Below are 17,771 nucleotides of genomic sequence, written 5' to 3'. Positions count from 1 at the left end.
CCCGCCCACCCGCCCCTGCCGCCGTCGAGCCCGCGCACCGATCCGAGCGCACCCGCGCCGACACCGCACGGCCAGGTGGAGCCTTCGGCGCGATCTACTAAGAGCGCGCGTCCCTTTCCCGCACCGTCACCCGCCGACCCGCAGCAACCGCGCTGCACCGGGTAGACCCACTCACCCGCTGGTACACAGAGAGAACTTACGGAGCCCAAGTTCGTCTTGGCAGCCGATCTTGCCCGTTCCGATTCCCGACGCAGTTCACCACCGAGGCCCATCAGACCTCCCGCCCCGTGGCTGGATCCGATGCCTTCCCGACGTGCTCAGGCCCGCCATCGGGTGGACCCTCCCGCGCCGCCCGCGCAGCCTGCCTTGCCGCCACCAGCCTTAACAGCCGCACCGCCACCGGCTCCAGCGCCGGATCAGAAGCGCTCAGGCGACGCCAGACGTACCGGCCCGGCTCCCGCGCCTCCTGCTCTGGGTCCAGCCCGGCAGCCGCCAGCGCCCAGGCCCGTCTGTCAGCTTTGTGACCAGCCAGCGTCTTCCCTGACCATTTGCGTGAGACCAGCACGCGACGTCCGCCGTACCCCATCCGGTCTGGGCTGTGGGCCTTCTTCCGGCACCAGCCCGCACGAAGCCCCGACTTCGCCTGACGAGGTTGCAGCCCATACCGCAACCAGTTCGCGCATTCAGGGCTGCATGGCTCCCAGCGCAGCGCCTCCCCCAGTCGTGCCACATGCGCCGCCCGAGCCGAACCGCCGTCGTCTGCCTTCAGGACCGCATCCCAGGACAGCGACTTGGTCAGGTACTTCGTCAGATAGCGGACCCGCTGATCGGCGTCGGCGGTCCCGGCCAACACCCCTTGCATGTCCATCTGGGACCCGAAGCGCGCCACATGCAGCGGTTCCATCGGCCCGTCGTCCGCCGAGGCGTGATCCTCCAGGGCGTCCAACGCCTCATCCCAGGACGGCAGCACCTCACCCGTGCTCGGACGCACATATCCGTGACCGTCCGACCAGACCGGTTCCGCGTCGCCCTCCCCGAACACGACCCGATCGACCGAAGGCCACCACACCTGGTGATAGGTGGCCTCCACGACCTGACGCAGGACCGAGCGGGGCAGCGTCCCACGGATGGCCATGTGCAGGTGAGGGGTCAGCCGCCGTTGCGGCTCCACCGCCGCGAAGTACTGAACTTCCCAGCCCGCCACACGGCGGAGGTTCTGCACGAACCGGTCGACGAGCTTGGAGAAGTGCAGCGCGTCCCGCGTGGCCGAACGGTAGTCGTAGTTCTCCGGATCGACCGGAACGCCGTTGAGCACCCGCCCGTAGGAGGGCAGCGTGAGCGTCAGGAACATACTCGGACGGAACCCCTTGCCGTCCCGACCCTCATAGACCCGGCCCAGCGTGCCCGGCACCCGTTGACGCCGAGGGAGGTTCACCGCGTCATCCCGCCTGCGCGTCGACCGTGAGCGCCGCTCCGCCACCCCATCCGACGCGTCGTCGCCCGCGTCTTCCTGTTCGACTAGGTCTTCCGTGATACGGCTGACCGGTTGCAGCGCGCCGATCTCGGCATCCAGCTCCGCCAGCGCCAGATCGAAATCGCTCGTGTCCTCACCGGCCGCCGCAGCGTCGTTCCGCCAGCCTTGAGCCTGCTCCCGAAGGTCATGCAAGTAGCTCCGGTACTCGCCCCGTGTGTACTCCACGAGCGGTTCGGACTCCATGTGCCAGCCTTCACGGCACTGTGCCTGCCGAACCTGACGAGCCCGCTTGGCACACGGAGGACACCAACTTTCCCGCCACGAACCGCACGGCATATCCACCGTGTCCACCACGCCGGTCACCACGTCCTGACGGCGCATCGGGATGGGCCGGATGCACACCCCGGCATTGATGGCGAGTTGTTCGGCAACCTCACGGCTCACCAGCCCCGCCGCCCGAACCGCAGCGACCCTGACCAGGTCCGACGAGCCGCCGGTGTCGCCGGCTGACTCCCTATCGATCGCCCCTTCAGGGGCGTTGATGGCATCCGCCGGCCTCAGCTCACCGGAAGCGCCGTTCCTGCCCGCCGCACCGCCTGAGGTCACCATGAGCGACCCCCGAACCAGTCGCACATCTGGGCGATGTCGGCATCGGACACGTATGCGGCGCGCACCCTGATCGGGTCCGGGCTGTTCTCCAGCCGCACGTAGGCCTCACCGGCACCCACTGATGGGTCATCAGGGTGACGGGGTATCTGATCCGCCAGCGCGCCCCGCTCTCGCGCCCCGTCGCCGAGCACCATGTCGACCTGACTCGGTTCGTCCAGCCGAAGGGCGACCTTGTCGGGGAACAGGTTGCGGATGTTCAGGATCTCTTTGCGCGGGTCCTGGAGCGCGGCCACGACCGCGATTCCGACCGCTCGGCCCTGTGTGGTGAGCGTGGCCAGCGCGGCCGAGATCCGCAGCCGCAAACCCTTGTCCGGCTGGTAGGCAGTCAGGAATGCCACCTCATCGACGACCACCAGGACGAACGGGTCATCGGCGGTGGGGAGGTGGTTGCGGCGTACTCCCGCGTACCGGTGCGCCCGTTCCTGCATGAGCGCCACGGCCTGTTCCAGCAATTCAGCGCACTGCTCAGGGGTGGCGGCGTAGCGGTCGAACAGCTCACGGCCGAAGGACAGTTCCATCAGCTTGGGATCCAGACCCCAGATCTGCGCGATGCCCGCGACACACGCAGGGAGTAGCCCGCGCACGATGCACCACAACCACGACCCCTTCCCCGAGCCGGTCGCGCCCGCGATCAGCACGTGAGTCCCGTGGACCTGGAGACGGAACACCACGCCGTCTTCGGATAACCCGATCTCCACCGGGCCGACCCACGCCCGCTCAGGGACCGGCATCGCCGGGATCACCTTCGCCAGCGCATCGGCGCGTGGAAAGGTCAGCGTCACCCAGCCCGGTTTAGGCGAGGTGATCCGCACCCGGGAAGCGCCGAAGCCGTTAGACAGGTTCGGCGCGTGGTCGCTGAAGTCCTCAACCGCCTGACCAGCCAGCATCCGCACCCGCACCGTGTCGCAGCGGGCATCACAACGCACCCGGACGAGATCCGGGAGGTACAGCCGACCGCCGAAGTTGCCCGCCAGACCGGCCATGACCATGACCGACTGCCATTTGCGCCGGTAGACCACCATCCACCGCCACCAGGCGATGACCGGCCAGCCGACCCACCGGCCGAAGGCGTGCGGGTAGGCCCAAGCCACCAGGCCGGCGATTGTCGAAAGATCCGCCGCCAGGAAGGCCAGGAGTTGCCAGTTGCCGAAGGAGTACAGCCAGCCGGTGACGATCGGCAGCGCGCAGGCGATCGGGTGACGCCAGACGGTTCGGACCGAACCGGCCAGCAGCCGCCACAGCCACACCGCAATGGCGATGAACGCCGGGGTGCGGACGACGGTGGGAGCGAAGACGACGGTGGTGTCCGGACGGGTGGAGACGACGCCGACGATTTCCTGACCAGGGAGTTTGCGGAGAATCATGGGAGACCTCCTTTCAGACCAGAGGACCCCGCGCCCCACGCCGCAGCCCGCGCCTAGCAGCGAGGGCCGCTCACACCAGCGGTGCCGACACCGGAGGGCCGACCGGGTAGGACAACCGGCCAGCCCTCAGGCATCGATTCGGGGGAACAGGGCAAAACGCGAGCCCCTTACGGCACGCCGGACCACACGGCGGAGGGTTCCAAGCTCCACAGCGCGCGGCCCGGCATGCCGGGGCAGGTCCCCACCGGCTCAGCGGATCAGGGGACACAGGCGTGTTGAATGATTGGCGGCTGCTGCGCCGCGGCAGGCACCGGCTCTACCGGCCCTGAATCATGACCCTCAGGTCGCTGCGAACAGGATCAACTCCTGCTGGCCTCTTGCGAGCGGGCCACCGCCAAAGGGCGGAACCCGCGAGCCCGGAACGAAAACGCCAGGCGATTGTTCGCCGAGTTCACATACGGAGTCACCGCAAGATCCACGAACTCGACCGGAACGAACGGCAGTCCCAACGCTGCCATCGCGGCCGGCACCGGAGGCATCTCCGGAGCGACCGCAGCCACGATCTTCACGCTCACCGTCTTGTCCGCCGCGCGGACATCCGGACTCGCGTTGGTCACCGCGACCGACCACACCGGCTCACCGGTCGTCTTATCGCGCTGCTGGACGGGACGCTCTTTGGTGCTGGCGTCGAAGTCCAGCACGGGGGTGACCTCCCCACTCAGGAAGGCCCCATGAGGAAACACGAACTGGTGGTGCACGGGGATCGGTCCCCTGATCAAAGCGGCATCAGCCTCCTCGATAGCTGGTCCCCACCCGAGCCGCACCGCCTGTCCTCTGACAGACGATCTGACTCAGCGGGCTTATGGCCAGTTAACGACACGAGAAGGCTGGCGGATCCCGCCATAACCGGACGGCATCAATCAAGCATTCCCAAATCAGGAATCTGCTGTTACCATGCCCGCCATGCCGAAATGCCCCACGTGCGAACCGCGCACGGAGGCGAGCTGAACACTGCATATGACGTTGGCGATCATCTCTCCTCCTCTTCTGTCTCTCGCAGTTCCATCTGTGAAAGGGAGTCGCAATGGGGACCGGTCACGCGGACCCGACCTGACCGGCAATCGACACGGCACCGGGGCTACGCGCTCCGGTACCCATGGTGCATCCCATCCGTCCAGCGCCGCCAGCTCCCGGACGCCCATCGCAACCTCGTGGTATGAATCACGTAAACGCAGACCACGCCGAGAGTGCAATGTCACCACCCCATGAACGTGACCAGTGAGGTCCGAGCAGCGATGGCATGGAGCTCATCGGCCAGCCAGCACGTCACCCGTTCTGGGGCTCAAACGCAACAGCGTGGAACCCCGCCCTTTCGGTAGCGTGGAGGTGACATCGCCGACGCGTCATCCGGCAATCTGGGTGCCGAGTGCGCGACCTCTGCCTACCATGCGGTCTTCGTGAGGACTCGGATCTACAGCAACTTATCTGCTCGATATTGAGGGTCCGATCTGCAACGCAAGCATCAAGACCCCGCCCCTACGCGTTTGGCAAGCCGAGCCTTGAACTCCGCCTCTTCGGCTAATTCAAGGAGAGTACGAAGACGCTACTTGTGTAACCACATGTCCGGTGCTGGGGAATGGAGGCCCTGGCTGCAAAGGACGACGTCGGGGCCCGCTGCGAAGGCGTGGGACTGTTCCACGCAGCAGCCGGGTGGCTCCACATGTTCGCCCTGAGGCGTCCACATCGAGCACCGTAGCCGTGTCTGCGTCCGTCGCCGGAACTTCTTGGTGCGGGGCAATCGATCACGCTGCTGCTCGCTGGCGAAGATCATTCGTTCGCGCCCTTGTTCCACACTGTCCCGCACGATGCCCACGAGTTTGCCTGTTGCCTCACGTATGACGGCTTTCTCCCCTAGGAGGGTGTCGCTTAGGGCCACGACGCGGTGTGGACTTACCGGCCAGAGGATGTAGGGCGCGGTTATGAGACTTGGGCGGATGTTCCGCCTGAACAGGACCAATACTGGGGTGTCACACGTCATGAAACGGCCTTGGGGGTCGTGCCACACCTCGATCTGCCGAGTTGTCAGCACGTCTGCAGCATGCCACATGGCCGAGAACAACGACTCGGTGTGGATTCCCGCCGCCAAGTGCTGGTCCTCAGAATCGTTCGTCGACTTGTAGTCGTGAGGATTTTGCGCGACCAGCCAGGCGTTAAGTTGTGCTTGAAGTCGGCGCTGTTGCACCGTGCGCATGCGCTGGACAGCCACAGTGACTCCGAGCGCGATTAGGTCATCGAACTCTAGCTCGTCTGGGTCTTCGAGGTGGTTCAGCAAGGTTTGAACCCGCCGAAGTTCGGTGTCTACTACTCCGAAGAGCAGCTCTACCCGGTTGTGGGCAATGCCGCTTGGTCCGACGACCCGGTAGAAGTTCTCCGCGACACACACATCAGCGAGGCCGAGTGGTCTCACAGTGCTTGAGACTGTGTCTAAAGCCCACACCCGCTTGCCGTCAAATGACCATTGGCGAAGATACGCCTGTGGGACGTAGTGATGTCGGCGTCCAGCCGTGTCTTTGGCATCTTGCAGCCTTACGAGCTTGTCCATGTAGTCACGTGCACGTCCCGGCAGGGACTTTCCACCATCGGTAAGAGGCACCTGCCCCCACGGGTTACGGACTTTCTTGACGACCTGCCAGCCGCCGCGTCCGAAGAAATCCGAGCCTGTTGTCACATCGACCAAGATAGTCATCGATACCGACAGAGGAGCCTCGATCAGAGGAGCATCGATCTCTATGCAGCAATGACGAATGACCCCTTTTGGGGGTGTCTGAGCACGCTCAATCCGCCTGAGTGCCACCCCGTGGATCGGGGATTGTGACGGGCTTTCCCTCACTATCGACGACCTGGGCGTCAGCTGCAGGGATCACTTCGACCCGAAGAATTTTCCATGGCGAGGGCTCGGCTTGGGCTGGTCCGCCTGTCAGCAGCATGTGGCGTACCCATGCACCCACCAGGTAGCCGTTTTCGGCGAGGCGGCTGATGTAGTCTCCGAGGAGCTTCGCCGCATCTCGTTGCTCCCTGATGCTGTCGAGTTCGCTCGCGACGTCGAGGTAGTCCTTGATCATGTCAAGGAACTCGATTGTCAAGTCTTCTGCGGTTTCAGGCTGGTGGTCGGCGTGGGCATACTCGAAGGCTTCTGCCCTGCGGAGCATCTCCCAAAGAGCGGTCCCCGTGGTGATCGGCGTCAGGAGACGCGGTCGTGGGAAGCTGGGATCCGGGACAAGGCGAACGGGACCGCCACCAGGATCGCCCAGGCGCGCGATCCACCCGCGATGCGACTTCTTGATCTCGTGTAAGCGTTCAACGGTGAACGTCGCGACTTGGTCGTCAATCTGCTTGTGGTGCTCGCTGCACAACAGCAGGAGGTTTGAATGATGGTCTATGAGTTCCTCGCCCAAGTCGCCGGCTCTCGGCCCGGAAGCCCTGCGGGCGATGATGTGGCACTCCTCGCCAAAGATCGATGGATCGTCTGTCTCGCTACCTGGAGTCAGGACCTGGCGTCGACAGATCGCGCAACGTCCGCCCGACTCCACCCAGATGATCTTTCGAGTCCGCTCTGAGATCGCCATGGGGGAGAGCCTAGATTTCACCGTCTCGCAGCGCGGTGAGATAGCAAGATCGTCTTAGATCTCTATACGTGCTGGCCGGCTCTTTCACCAGGCTCAGCCTTCGGAGAGCTTGCCAGATCTCCCGCATGGTCTCAGCAGTTGCGCACCCTGACGACAGCTCATCGCTCTGCGCAACATCACATGCCCGACTAGCGCTCAAGGCTCCTGATCACGACCCTCCGTTAACTATGATTAGGGCTGAGGCCGTTACGGTCGTATCTCGTCACGAACCCGCGCTCGCGGAGAACACGAACACGTCGAGCAAGACGAGGTACACCAGAAGCGCCGGGGCATGCAATGCGAGTACCACCCGCGTTTGCTGATTCACCAAAGTTCCAGGTCTGTAGTGCCCATCCCACCGCAGCCTGCTGCCGACGATCGCGCAGCATCGCTCGGACTACTTCCCCAGTTGTCCCTGAGGTCCGAAGCGGCTCACGCACCCGCAGCAGGCATGGTTGTCTAGTCCCAGCCTGTCTAGTCCCAGCCGCGTTGCCGAATTCTTCTTATAGATGTCAAGGCGCGGCCTGACGGCCGCGCGGGCGGCAGAACGCCGCCCTCCCCCCGGGCATGCGGCCTAAAGGCCGGTCCCGGCGGGAGCGGCAAACCGCCCGCAGTAAGGGTGCGTTACCAAGATCATATTGTGCCTCAACGCCAATAGGCGCGGGAAAGCAGGCGTCGACAAGCCCGACTTGGACGCCGGTGCCGTCCGTGGTCTGGCATCATGGATTAATGTCCGATTCATTGCCCACATTGAAGCAGGGCGTTGACCTCCCGTCCGATGTAGCCCTTCAACTTCGGAACATCGGCCCCGACCTTCGCGGGCACCAGGTTCTTCTGTTGCCTACAGAGTCCCGCGGGGGGGCAACATATTACAAACCGGACGAAATGGACGCTGGTCGCATTGCGCGACAAGTTTCATTGGATGCGTCATATCTGCACGAGGGCCAGGAGCGCCGATACCTGCACGAGTATTCGGCTGGCTGGGTCCTCGATTTCGCCATGGCGGTTGGCCAGAACATTTCAGCAGATTCGCTAATTGCTATCGGTCGATATATTTTGGCTCGCGCACGTGTCTCAACTTCTAAGGGTGTGACTAATGGCCCTCCGGAAGCCGTTCCGACACGCGTAACAATCGGCCATATTCGTGCCAGTAGCGACGGAACTGTAGAGCTTGACAATTTGTCCTTCGAAGGCTCCGCCGACGGGGTTGCCAAAGCGATTAGGGAAGTTTTTAGCCCACGCGTCGTATCGTCTACTGCTAGACGTGAGTCAATAGAGATGTCAATCGAAGGCAGCGACTCCGGCCCCGAAATCGATTCGGTCGCTTTGTGACCACCAGACCGCAGAACGCGCCACGGATGTCCGCGATAATACTTAGGACTGGTGTACCGATTCCGCCTCCGGCGGGGCCCATCCGAAATCGATACTGCCTCGGGGAGGGGCTGGAGGCTCTAAGCGTCGGGAAGCGGGCCTACGGCCAGGCGCTATCAGCGCTCGGGGCCATGCTTCCAGGTGGCTTGTCCAGGCTGCCCCAACCAATTCCCTTGCACTACAGATTCGCTTCATCTCGCGTTGAAATTGGGCGAGCCAGAGTACGCCTCTGGTTCAAGCAGAGACGGATTCTAGATTCCCTGAACTCCAGGGCTGGTGGATTGTATCTAGGATCCGATTGGGAGCAGGCAGAGAAGCAAGCGCGAGCAGCCCTTCAGGGTTGCGTAAACGCTTTTAACTGGCTGGAAGATCTACTCTGGGACATCCCTGAAGACGGCTATATAGATGTCGATACCTATCGAGGTTTGGTAGAAAATAATCCACTGCTGACTCTCGGCCGCCTAGTGGAGGAAGCCCATGCTTGGGCGCATCGAACCGGAGAGTTGGTTGGAGGTATATTCGGATGCCACATGAATAACAAGAACAATCAATGGGAGGACAATTGTATCCTCTCGTTGATGCATGTACGGCTTGGAAATAGTGCCGGGATGACGGCGAATTCGGTCTGTAATGCTTGCGGCATATCTTGTTGGGAATGCGATCACGAGCCCGGAGAGATGGCCGCCGTCACGGCAACTAGAGATGAAAATGTGTGCAACATATGTCACGCTCCTAGCGATTGCGGCCACTTGGAAGGGGCGTCATACGACGTTCGCGTTCAGCCAGTCATCAAAGAGCTGGACTTGCATGAGGTGTCACTGGTGCCACGTCCGAGAGATCCGTTGGCTCGTATCACGGGTCGTAGTGTCGACGACAATGAGTTGCGTGATTTTTTCGGGTTTATTCCATCTCCGGATGCCCGCCTACTTTGCCACCAATGCATGTTCCCTTGCGAAGGATTTCGCGCAGGAAGGTATGGAGATGTCAGCATTCCAGATGCTGCAACGCAGTAGTTGCCTAATGTGACACTCCGGGCTAAACGGGATGATCGGGTTCTGTCTGGGTCAACGCTCGGACCTGTGCCAGAGTCGGCTGAACTAGCTGGACGTTCGCCTTCCTGCGAGGTGAACTGTGGTCGTTCCGCTGGCCCAGCCCCACTACGACCACACTCAGGTACTGCTTTGGCCGATACACAGCCTCGATCGGCCACGGTTCACGGGCCAGCAGGCATTGCTGTTTGCATCACAAAAGCGTCTGCTGTTCGAACCCACCGGAGCTTGCCGAACTATTCAACGGCCGCTCGGCAAGCGCCCGGACTTCACCAGACGAGGTGCAACAGCCCCACCTGTCCGCTATCAGTACCCCCAGCAGCAGTCCACAGGCGACGCTGTCCCACAACGCCCGGTGCGGTTGGCCATCAGGCACCAGACGCGCGATCTCTTCCGTCAGGCCGTGACGCTCTACCAGAGCTGTAAGAGATCTGGACGCCCGCCCGCCACCACCGGCCAGTCGCATCGTGTCGAGGAGTCCCGATGGACGGATCGCCGGAAAACGTCGGTGCAGTAGCCGCCAGTCAACGTCGACGTTGTGCCCGACGATCCAACGGCCGTCGATTCTTTCGGCAAGCTCTGGGCCAACGGTTGACGGCATCGGCGCGTGACGCAGAACCGCATCCGTCAGACCGGGCGAGATCCACGCCCCCCGAGGAACCGGCCGTGACGGATTGATCAGAGTCGCAAAAGCTCCGGTCATGTCGAGAGCGCCATGGACGAGCGGTACAACGGCGATTTCTAGGATTGCTTCTGTCTCGCGGTCCTGTGCGCCTGTCCCTTCCAGATCCAGAGCAACCAAGGGCAGATCCGTCCACGGTCGCTCTGGCATCGCTTGTCCTCTGGATAGGTCAGTCGTCTTCGTACCGGGCGCCGGCGGCCAGGCGCTCACGCGCCTGTTCCAACTGGTCCTGCTCCGACGCCGTCAGTACGTACCCTTCCAGAGCCCGCCCGTGTGCCGCGTGTAGATGGGGGTGGTCGACTTCCCACACCTGGTGCCGAAGGGTGTGCTGGATCGCGTACCGGCGTTGCTCGCCGAGGCGGTGCGTCAGCACGTGCCCCTGTTCGACCAGGAACGGGGCGTCGCTGTGGTAACCGAGGTCGGACAGTACCCGCCGGAACTCCTCCTCCGTGGGTGAGCGGTGGTCGTCGGCGCAGCGCCGTCTTTGGGCTTCGGGGCAGATATCGCACAGTTCCGGCACGCCCCAGTGCCCGTTGTAGTCCGGGACCTCATGGGCGTAGGTGACCCCACATGAGGTCTTGCGGAACAGCGGTGTGGAGATCCCCGATTCCTGCCAGGCCCGGATGACCTTCGCATCCAGTTCAGCCGGCAGGACCTTCCGCCGTTGGAAGTTGTCGCCGTAAGGCACCTCCACGCCCAGCTCGCGCAGGAAGGCCGCGTTGTCCTCCTTGTGGTAGTAGCCCGTGAAGACGAGCGCATCGACATCGCGGCCGACGTCCAAGACCCCAGCCATGGTGTCCGCGTCGTCGTTCCAGCCAGGGACGATCGGCCGCCAGTACAGGATGACCTTCGTCCGCTTGCGCTCGCGAGCCGCCGTCTTGATCGCGTTCACGGTCGTCTGGGACTTGGCGATGGGTTCCACCCGGGAATCGCTGATCCCCGAATAGGTGAACAGCAGCGTGATCCGGAGGCTACGGAAGCCCTCCAACGTGGCCATGTCCTCTGCCGACACGTGGAACCGCGTGATGATGAGGACTAGGTTCGTCATTCCCCGCCGGTCCAGTTCGTTCAGCACCGCGAACGTGTGCGGCTTGACCCCGGGCAACATCGGGTCCGTGGCCTTGTTGAACAACTGAACCGGGGTACTGTGCGGCCGGAACGCCTCATGCCCGACAAGCATTTCGACCGCTTCCGGAGTGCTCACGAGCAGTTGCGGCGTCTTCTGCTCGAAGTTGCCCCAGAAGTGGCGGACGCAGTATCCGCAGTCGAGCGGGCACCCGATGACGTGGTTGAGCGAAAGCCCGGACTTCCGGTTGGTGATGATCTGCGTCATATACGGGTCCAGACCCGACTGTTCTTCCGCCGGCATCACCCGGAGTACTTTCGGGCCGACCGAGATATTTGAACCAAGGAACAGGGGTTCTGCGGTCATTCTGGCTCCTGCTGATGTAAGAGATATTCATATTCCGGCCCGAACCACACCGCGAATTCCAGGGCAGCGCCCGCAGGATCGTCGCTGGCGTGGATCAGATTGTCGATAAACCTCCCTTCCTCTGCGGCCTTAGCGGCCGAGTCCTCTCCGTAAGCGCCTCGAATCGATGTGGGCCAGGCGACGGACGGGTCATAGTGGCCTAATCGCGCACGGACCAGCCGGGCAATACTGCGGTTCCTGCCATGGCCGAGGGCCACCGTCACCGTGTTTCCTACGTAGTTCCGGTGAAGTTCGGCGGTGACATCGAACGGAAATCTGTCATCCATGGAGATCATGTCCGCATAATGTGTTTCGATCTGCGACGCGGTCACCACGACATTGCGCCGAGCCGTGATCTCCACGTCAAAGCGAAGCTCAGAAAGCAATTCCTCCACCAGTCCACGACGAATCGCATCTGGTTTGCAGAGAATCACCGTCCAGTACTCCCAGCCGTTATGGGGCGGTTTCATTCGGCCTCCTTCGGCATCCGGTTCGCCCAGCGACGCCGAACAAGCCACTCATAGCCCGGATCGAGCGCCGCCAGCGTCGCCGCCTGAACAGGCGCGTCAGTGTGCTTGATCTGCCGGTACACCTCGAAGACGAGCAAGACCTGTTGCCAGTACGGCCCCAGAGCAACGGCCTGTAGCTTTGCCGAGGTGAGCGGTTCCCTGTTCGCCCTCAGAATGGCTTCGTGGGCCAACACCGTCTCGATGTCGTTCCAGTCGGACGCGGTCGGCATTCGCAACACGTCGAACGCCGGTCTCTGATATCCGTCCTGACGCGCCTCGTTCAGAAGCCGCCGGACATTTTTCATGTCACGATCATTGATGTGCATGGACCCGACATGGTGCGAATAATGGCCGACATCGACGCCGAGTTGGGCAGCGGCGAATTCCATCATGAACGTGAAGGCGTAAACGTCGGACACCATGCCCATGTAGGCGTCGTTCCCTCGCATATACGAGGTGAGGTGGAGCCGTCCATCTCGCAACAAGAACTGTGCGGCGATCGTACAGGACACATCAGGATTCGATTCGATCGCGAGTTCTTCGGGACGGAAGAACGTCACCGTGGCGCGCTTGGTGTCGGGATCGGTGGTCAGCAGCCTGATCACTCGATCCCATTGGGACATGCCGTCAGGGCCGTGCTGGAAAAGCTCCCAGCCATAGGCGCTTCCGGTCAGCGTGTGCCCGTCTGCGGAATAGTTCGACATGCCCGGCGCGTAGTACCCAATCATGTCGAGGTCGTTCCTGCCGCCGAGGTACCAGAGCGCTTCAGCCAGGTTGTAGGCGATGTTCACAGGCCGCCGCACCAAATAGGGAAGACGATCGCGAGGGTTCGAGATCCGGAAGGACACGTCAAGGAGTTCAGCGGACGTGTTCCCGCGAGTCGAAATGGTTTGATCCGGTCGTTCGGTAATCGCCTCCAAGACGCCGGCATAGGCGTCATGAAACGATGAAAAAGTACGGGGAATCATCCGGTCTTCTCCTTGAACATCGGCTGAGCATCGGGAACAGCCTCGCCAGCCCGTGGGTTCCAACCGCCGCAACGCCTCCGGTCTACGAATCGGCCTGTCCGGCCAACCGGCGGAGTGTCGCGTCGCGATACCCGGGCACCTCCAAGACGACGTGCGCCGCTGATGGAGCCATCACCATCCGCTTGGGTTCACCGTTCCGTTCCGGCACCCACACGATGAACCGGCCACCCAACGGGCCCACTCGGACCGTCGCGGACACCGCCCCTTCGCTGTCCAACGCCACGACCTCAGGCGGCTCCCGGAGGGCCGGGGATGTCGGCAACAGCACTTCCGCCGTGCCTGACCCAGCACAGGCGATGCCCACGCCTTCAAGGAGTTCGCGCACTTGCCGAATAGCCGCGTACCGGTCTTCCATCGACAGTTCCGCAGCCTGCCGACCTTGATCGCTCACCATCGAGTACCTCTCACGAAACTCAACTCCGTTCGCTGCGGACGGGGAGCGTCCACTACTTGCAGGACGGCTACCGGCAGGACGGCGACCAACGATAAGCCGACCGGTGCATGGTTCTCGCCGTACCTCTGCACCCGCCGCCCGATTGTCCGGGTCAGCCGGGTTCCGTCAAGGGCGGCTGTGCCCCTAGGACAACCAGCGGGCGAGGAAGGTCACCGGGCAAGGGAGCACGCGAAGCCGCCCTTGACCGACCGCCGCCTGATAGTCCCGGAGGGGGCAGCCAGCGGGAGCAGCGCCGGAGTGGCACAAGACCGAAGCGCATCGCCCCGTCTGTCAGGGGAAACGTGCAAGGTCACGGCCGGCCCGCCCACCGGCAATGTATCCGTCACGCTCCCCGCGCCCGGCCCGCGATCGCCGGCGGAAACCTGTTCTGAGGTGGGCAAACGTTCGTTGAAACTGGCCCGTGTGTGGCCCGCGAACACTCAGCGATGGCGAGTCTCAGTGAGCACCAGTGAGACACCTCCTGTCGCCAATACGGGGCATACTCGCAGGTCAGAGCACAGAAGAACCCCCTAACCAGGGAGGGAGACGATCACTCGTCACCCGCTTCGACCGCCGTTCATTCACAGGTGGAAGACCCCCCGCTGATGGCATGCTGGGCTCATGCTGGCCGTGATCCGCTATTCGGTGCCCGAAGCCAGGGCCGAGGAGTTCGAACTGCACGCCCGTGAGGTGATCGACCTCTTCTCGGCGCAGGGCGGCTTCCTGCGCGGCCAGGTCGGCCGCTCGGTCGACGAGCCCAACCTGTGGGCGCTGGTCAGCGAGTGGGAGGGCGCCGGGTTCTACCGCCGTGCCCTGTCGGCGGCCCGCATGACGATGTATCCGCTGATGACCTTGATGATCAACGAGCCCGGCGCGTTCGAGCAGGTCTACCCGAAGGGCTGAGGCCACTAAGCTTGCGCCATTCCCGTTTTCCCATCGCCGACACCCAGCCGGATGGAGCACTACTCATGGCACGTCGCGCCGACGTCATGGACACCATCGTCAGTCTCGCCAAACGCCGCGGGCTCGTCTACCCGTCCAGCGAGATCTACGGCGGTCTGCGGGCGTCCTGGGACTACGGGCCCCTGGGTGTCGAGCTCAAGAACAACGTGAAGCGCGAGTGGTGGAAGACCATGGTGCAGGGCCGCGACGACGTCGTCGGCCTCGACTCGTGCGTCATCCTGGCCCGCGAGGTCTGGCAGGCCAGCGGCCACGTCGAGACCTTCACCGACCCGCTGACCGAGTGCCAGGCCTGCCACAAGCGCTACCGCGCCGACCATCTCGAAGAGGCCTACGCCGAGAAGCACGGCAACCCGCCCGCGAGCCTGGCCGACATCACCTGCCCCAACTGCGGCAACAAGGGCGCCTTCACCCAGCCCAAGCAGTTCAGCGGCCTGCTGAAGACCTACCTGGGCCCGGTCGAAGACGAGTCGGGCCTGGCCTACCTGCGTCCCGAGACCGCGCAGGGCATCTTCATCAACTACCTCAACGTGCAGCAGTCGGCCCGCAAGAAGATCCCGTTCGGCATCGGCCAGCAGGGCAAGTCGTTCCGCAACGAGATCACCCCGGGCAACTTCATCTTCCGCACCCGCGAGTTCGAGCAGATGGAGATGGAGTTCTTCGTCAAGCCCGGCACCGACGAGGAGTGGCACCAGTACTGGATCGACGAGCGCCTGCGCTGGTACGTCGACCTCGGCATCTCCAAGGACAACCTGCGGCTCTACGAGCACCCCAAGGAGAAGCTGTCCCACTACTCGAAGCGGACCGTCGACATCGAGTACCGCTTCAACTTCACCGGCGGCGAGTGGGGCGAGCTCGAGGGCATCGCCAACCGCACCGACTTCGACCTGGCGAGCCACGGCAAGGCGTCCGGCACCGACCTGTCGTTCTTCGAGCAGGACAGCGGGGAGCGTTACATCCCCTACGTCATCGAGCCGGCGGCCGGCGTCGACCGCGCCACGCTGACGTTCCTGCTCGACGCCTACACGGTCGACCAGGCCCCCAACGCCAAGGGCGTGATGGAGGAGCGCACGGTCATGCGCCTCGACCACCGGCTCGCGCCGGTCAAGATCGCGGTGCTCCCGCTGTCGCGCAACGCCGACCTCACCCCCAAGGCCAAAGACCTGGCCGCCCAGCTGCGCCGCCGCTGGAACGTCGACTTCGACGACGCCGCCGCGATCGGCCGCCGCTACCGCCGTCAGGACGAGATCGGCACCCCGTTCTGCGTCACCGTCGACTTCGACACCCTCGACGACCATGCGGTGACCATCCGCGAGCGCGACACGATGGCGCAGCAGCGCATCGCGCTCGACCAGGTCGAGTCCTACCTGCGTCAGCACCTCAACGACTAGGTCGCCGGACAGACGGTGCCCTTCGCGGGCACCGTCCCGTTGAGCAGATAGGCGTCCACGATCCCGGTCACGCAGAGCGTCTGGCCGTAGGCCCCGTGGCCCTCGCCCTCGAACGTCAGCAGCACCGCGTTGCCGAGTTCCGAGGTGAGCTTCGGGGCCCACACGTACGGCGTGGCCGGGTCGTTGACTGCTCCGACGACCAGCACCGGATACTGGGTGCCGCGCGAGCTGACCCGCTTGTTGCTGTCCTCGCCCGCCGTCGGCCACACGCTGCAGATGCCGGCGCTGGCGGCGTCCGGGCCGAAGATCGGGGAGACCTTCGACAGGTCCCTGGCCAGCGCCTCGGCCTGCCCGAAGGTCGGCCGTTCTGTGGTGTCGGCGCAGAGCACCGCGTTCAGTGACGACAGCAGGGTGTTGTACGTGCCGTCGGGCTGACGCCCGGCGTACTGGTCGGCCAGGGCCTGCACGCCGGCGCCGTCGCCCTTGATCGCGGCGGTCAGCGCCTCGGTCAGCAGGGGCCAGCTCAGCTTGCTGTAGAGCGCCTCGCCGATGGCCGCCCTGACGGTGTCGTCGGTCACCTTCCGGCCGTTGACGATCAGCGGCTGCTTGTCGAGCCGGTCGAGCAGGCCCACCACCTCGGCGTTCCCGCCGAACGGACATCCCTGTGGCTGCTTCTTGCAGTCGGCCAGGTAGTTCTCGTACGCCTTCTGGAAGCCCAGCACCTGCGTCCGCGACTGGTCGAGCAGGCCGACGGTCGGGTCGAGGGCCGCGTCGAGCACCATCCGGCCCGTCTTCTGCGGGTAGAGCGTCGCGTAGGTGGCGCCCAGGTGGGTGCCGTAGGAGAAGCCCAGGTAGTTGAGCTTCGGGTCGCCGAGGGCCTGCCGGAGCATCTCCATGTCCTTGGCGGCGTTCACGGTGCCGACGTACGGGAGGATGCGCCCGGCGTTCTTCGCGCAGCCCTTCACGAACTCGACCGACAGGTCGCGCTCGGTGGCCTCGTCGAGCGACGGCTCGGCCTCCAGGAACTCCTCGAACTCCTTGGGCGGCAGGCACTGGATGCCGCTGCTGCGGTCGACCCCGCGCGGGTCGAAGCTCACGATGTCGTAGCTGCGCTGGAGGGAGGCGAACGCGCCGCCCGAGGCGAGCAGGGTGGTCACCCCCGAGCCGCCGGGGCCGCCGAAGTTGAGCACCAGCGACCCGATGCGCGGCCCGGTCGCCTTGGCGCGGACCACGGCCAGGTCGAGGGTGCCCTTGCCCGGATCGGCGTAGTCGAGGGGCACCGTCAGCGTCGCGCACTCGAAGGGCGCCAGCGGCGCCTCGGCGCACGCCGCCCACGTCAGGCCGGCCGGCTCGACCGGCCCGCCGCCCCCGCCGACCCCGGTCATCGCCACCAGGGCGATGACGACCAACTTCGCTCGGCTCATTCGTCACCCTCCGGAACGGGATCTTGTCGGAGGGTGTTTCCACGATAACAGGGCATTGGTCTCTACCAATTGCCGGGGGGTCGGAACAATGCGCGCAGACGAATTGGTTCAGACCAATCATGGTCTTGTGAAAAAACGGCCGTTCTTTACGTTCGGGGGAATTGGATTAGACCGGTTCTACCCTCCCTGCCTGCGGGAACACTTATGTGTGACAGCCGTGAGGTTTCATGCTCTGCTTAATCGGTAGAGTCCCGCTCGCGGGGTGGTTCCGCGATTAATTG

The 17,771-nt window shown here is 63.9% G+C and carries 13 protein-coding genes; 3 read left to right on the top strand and 10 right to left on the bottom strand.

Annotated features, from left to right (window positions below; translation table 11 throughout):
- Positions 1–271: 271 nt before the first annotated feature.
- The 5 genes from AW271_RS25275 to AW271_RS25255 form a co-directional block, all read right to left on the bottom strand.
- Positions 272–2,083, bottom strand: a complete 1,812-nt coding sequence (locus AW271_RS25275) for a replication initiator (protein WP_245653189.1) — start codon at positions 2,081–2,083, stop codon at positions 272–274.
- Positions 2,077–3,507 (bottom strand): FtsK/SpoIIIE domain-containing protein, encoded by a 1,431-nt coding sequence (locus AW271_RS25270; protein ID WP_245653188.1) that lies wholly within the window; start codon positions 3,505–3,507, stop codon positions 2,077–2,079. Before AW271_RS25270 ends, AW271_RS25275 begins: the two co-directional genes overlap by 7 nt.
- Positions 3,508–3,866: 359 nt before the next feature.
- Entirely contained in the window at positions 3,867–4,208 is a 342-nt protein-coding gene (locus tag AW271_RS25265) for a plasmid replication, integration and excision activator (protein ID WP_245653187.1), read from the bottom strand.
- A gap of 902 nt (positions 4,209–5,110) precedes the next feature.
- On the bottom strand, positions 5,111–6,361 hold the full coding sequence (locus AW271_RS25260) for a DUF4238 domain-containing protein (RefSeq protein WP_157554619.1): 1,251 nt from the start codon (positions 6,359–6,361) through the stop codon (positions 5,111–5,113).
- Positions 6,342–7,133: an HNH endonuclease gene (locus tag AW271_RS25255; protein WP_062340073.1), complete on the bottom strand. Its 792-nt coding sequence runs from the start codon at positions 7,131–7,133 to the stop codon at positions 6,342–6,344. Before AW271_RS25255 ends, AW271_RS25260 begins: the two co-directional genes overlap by 20 nt.
- Positions 7,134–7,901: 768 nt before the next feature.
- Between AW271_RS25255 and AW271_RS40125 the strand changes: the two genes are divergently transcribed.
- Positions 7,902–8,504, top strand: coding sequence for a hypothetical protein (locus AW271_RS40125; protein WP_157554617.1), 603 nt, complete (start codon positions 7,902–7,904; stop codon positions 8,502–8,504).
- Between the two features lie 1,281 nt (positions 8,505–9,785).
- Here the strand turns inward: AW271_RS40125 and AW271_RS38930 are convergent.
- From AW271_RS38930 to AW271_RS25240, 4 genes are read right to left on the bottom strand one after another with little or no spacing between them, the layout of a single operon-like run.
- Positions 9,786–10,424, bottom strand: a complete 639-nt coding sequence (locus AW271_RS38930) for a 3'-5' exonuclease (protein ID WP_083977182.1) — start codon at positions 10,422–10,424, stop codon at positions 9,786–9,788.
- Between the two features lie 19 nt (positions 10,425–10,443).
- Positions 10,444–11,706 (bottom strand): hypothetical protein, encoded by a 1,263-nt coding sequence (locus AW271_RS25250; protein ID WP_062340072.1) that lies wholly within the window; start codon positions 11,704–11,706, stop codon positions 10,444–10,446.
- Positions 11,703–12,215, bottom strand: coding sequence for a nucleoside-diphosphate kinase (locus AW271_RS25245; RefSeq protein WP_062340071.1), 513 nt, complete (start codon positions 12,213–12,215; stop codon positions 11,703–11,705). The genes AW271_RS25250 and AW271_RS25245 overlap by 4 nt, the downstream gene beginning before the upstream one ends.
- Positions 12,212–13,222: a thymidylate synthase gene (locus AW271_RS25240; RefSeq protein WP_062340070.1), complete on the bottom strand. Its 1,011-nt coding sequence runs from the start codon at positions 13,220–13,222 to the stop codon at positions 12,212–12,214. Before AW271_RS25240 ends, AW271_RS25245 begins: the two co-directional genes overlap by 4 nt.
- A gap of 1,114 nt (positions 13,223–14,336) precedes the next feature.
- On the opposite strand from AW271_RS25240, the gene AW271_RS25230 reads away from it, so the two are divergent.
- Together AW271_RS25230 and AW271_RS25225 are read left to right on the top strand one after the other, a co-directional pair.
- A complete protein-coding gene (locus AW271_RS25230) occupies positions 14,337–14,618 on the top strand; it encodes an antibiotic biosynthesis monooxygenase family protein (protein ID WP_062340068.1) in 282 nt (93 codons plus the stop codon).
- A 65-nt stretch (positions 14,619–14,683) separates the two neighbouring features.
- Complete coding sequence (locus AW271_RS25225; RefSeq protein WP_174553117.1) at positions 14,684–16,066, top strand: glycine--tRNA ligase; 1,383 nt, start codon at positions 14,684–14,686, stop codon at positions 16,064–16,066.
- Here AW271_RS25225 and AW271_RS25220 read toward each other — a convergent pair.
- Entirely contained in the window at positions 16,063–17,490 is a 1,428-nt protein-coding gene (locus AW271_RS25220) for an alpha/beta hydrolase (RefSeq protein ID WP_062340066.1), read from the bottom strand. The two genes, AW271_RS25225 and AW271_RS25220, sit on opposite strands and share 4 nt — an antisense overlap.
- Positions 17,491–17,771 lie beyond the last annotated feature (281 nt).

Origin of the sequence: Herbidospora sakaeratensis, from assembly GCF_001570525.1 — a bacterium.
Classification (GTDB): Bacteria; Actinomycetota; Actinomycetes; order Streptosporangiales; family Streptosporangiaceae; genus Herbidospora; species Herbidospora sakaeratensis.
Note: the sequence above shows the minus strand (reverse complement) of the source record. Positions and strands in the feature narration are given on the sequence as shown.

Bases quoted from the DNA above. Each gene is read 5' to 3' on its own strand.
- AW271_RS40125 (WP_157554617.1), top strand. From the start codon at position 7,902: ATGTCCGATTCATTGCCCACATTGAAGCAGGGCGTTGACCTCCCGTCC.
- AW271_RS25225 (WP_174553117.1), top strand. From the start codon at position 14,684: ATGGCACGTCGCGCCGACGTCATGGACACCATCGTCAGTCTCGCCAAA.
- AW271_RS25245 (WP_062340071.1), bottom strand. From the start codon at position 12,215: ATGAAACCGCCCCATAACGGCTGGGAGTACTGGACGGTGATTCTCTGC.
- AW271_RS25250 (WP_062340072.1), bottom strand. From the start codon at position 11,706: ATGACCGCAGAACCCCTGTTCCTTGGTTCAAATATCTCGGTCGGCCCG.
- AW271_RS25230 (WP_062340068.1), top strand. From the start codon at position 14,337: ATGCTGGCCGTGATCCGCTATTCGGTGCCCGAAGCCAGGGCCGAGGAG.
- AW271_RS25255 (WP_062340073.1), bottom strand. From the start codon at position 7,133: ATGGCGATCTCAGAGCGGACTCGAAAGATCATCTGGGTGGAGTCGGGC.
- AW271_RS25240 (WP_062340070.1), bottom strand. From the start codon at position 13,222: ATGATTCCCCGTACTTTTTCATCGTTTCATGACGCCTATGCCGGCGTC.
- AW271_RS25275 (WP_245653189.1), bottom strand. From the start codon at position 2,083: ATGGTGACCTCAGGCGGTGCGGCGGGCAGGAACGGCGCTTCCGGTGAG.
- AW271_RS25220 (WP_062340066.1), bottom strand. From the start codon at position 17,490: ATGAGCCGAGCGAAGTTGGTCGTCATCGCCCTGGTGGCGATGACCGGG.
- AW271_RS38930 (WP_083977182.1), bottom strand. From the start codon at position 10,424: ATGCCAGAGCGACCGTGGACGGATCTGCCCTTGGTTGCTCTGGATCTG.
- AW271_RS25270 (WP_245653188.1), bottom strand. From the start codon at position 3,507: ATGATTCTCCGCAAACTCCCTGGTCAGGAAATCGTCGGCGTCGTCTCC.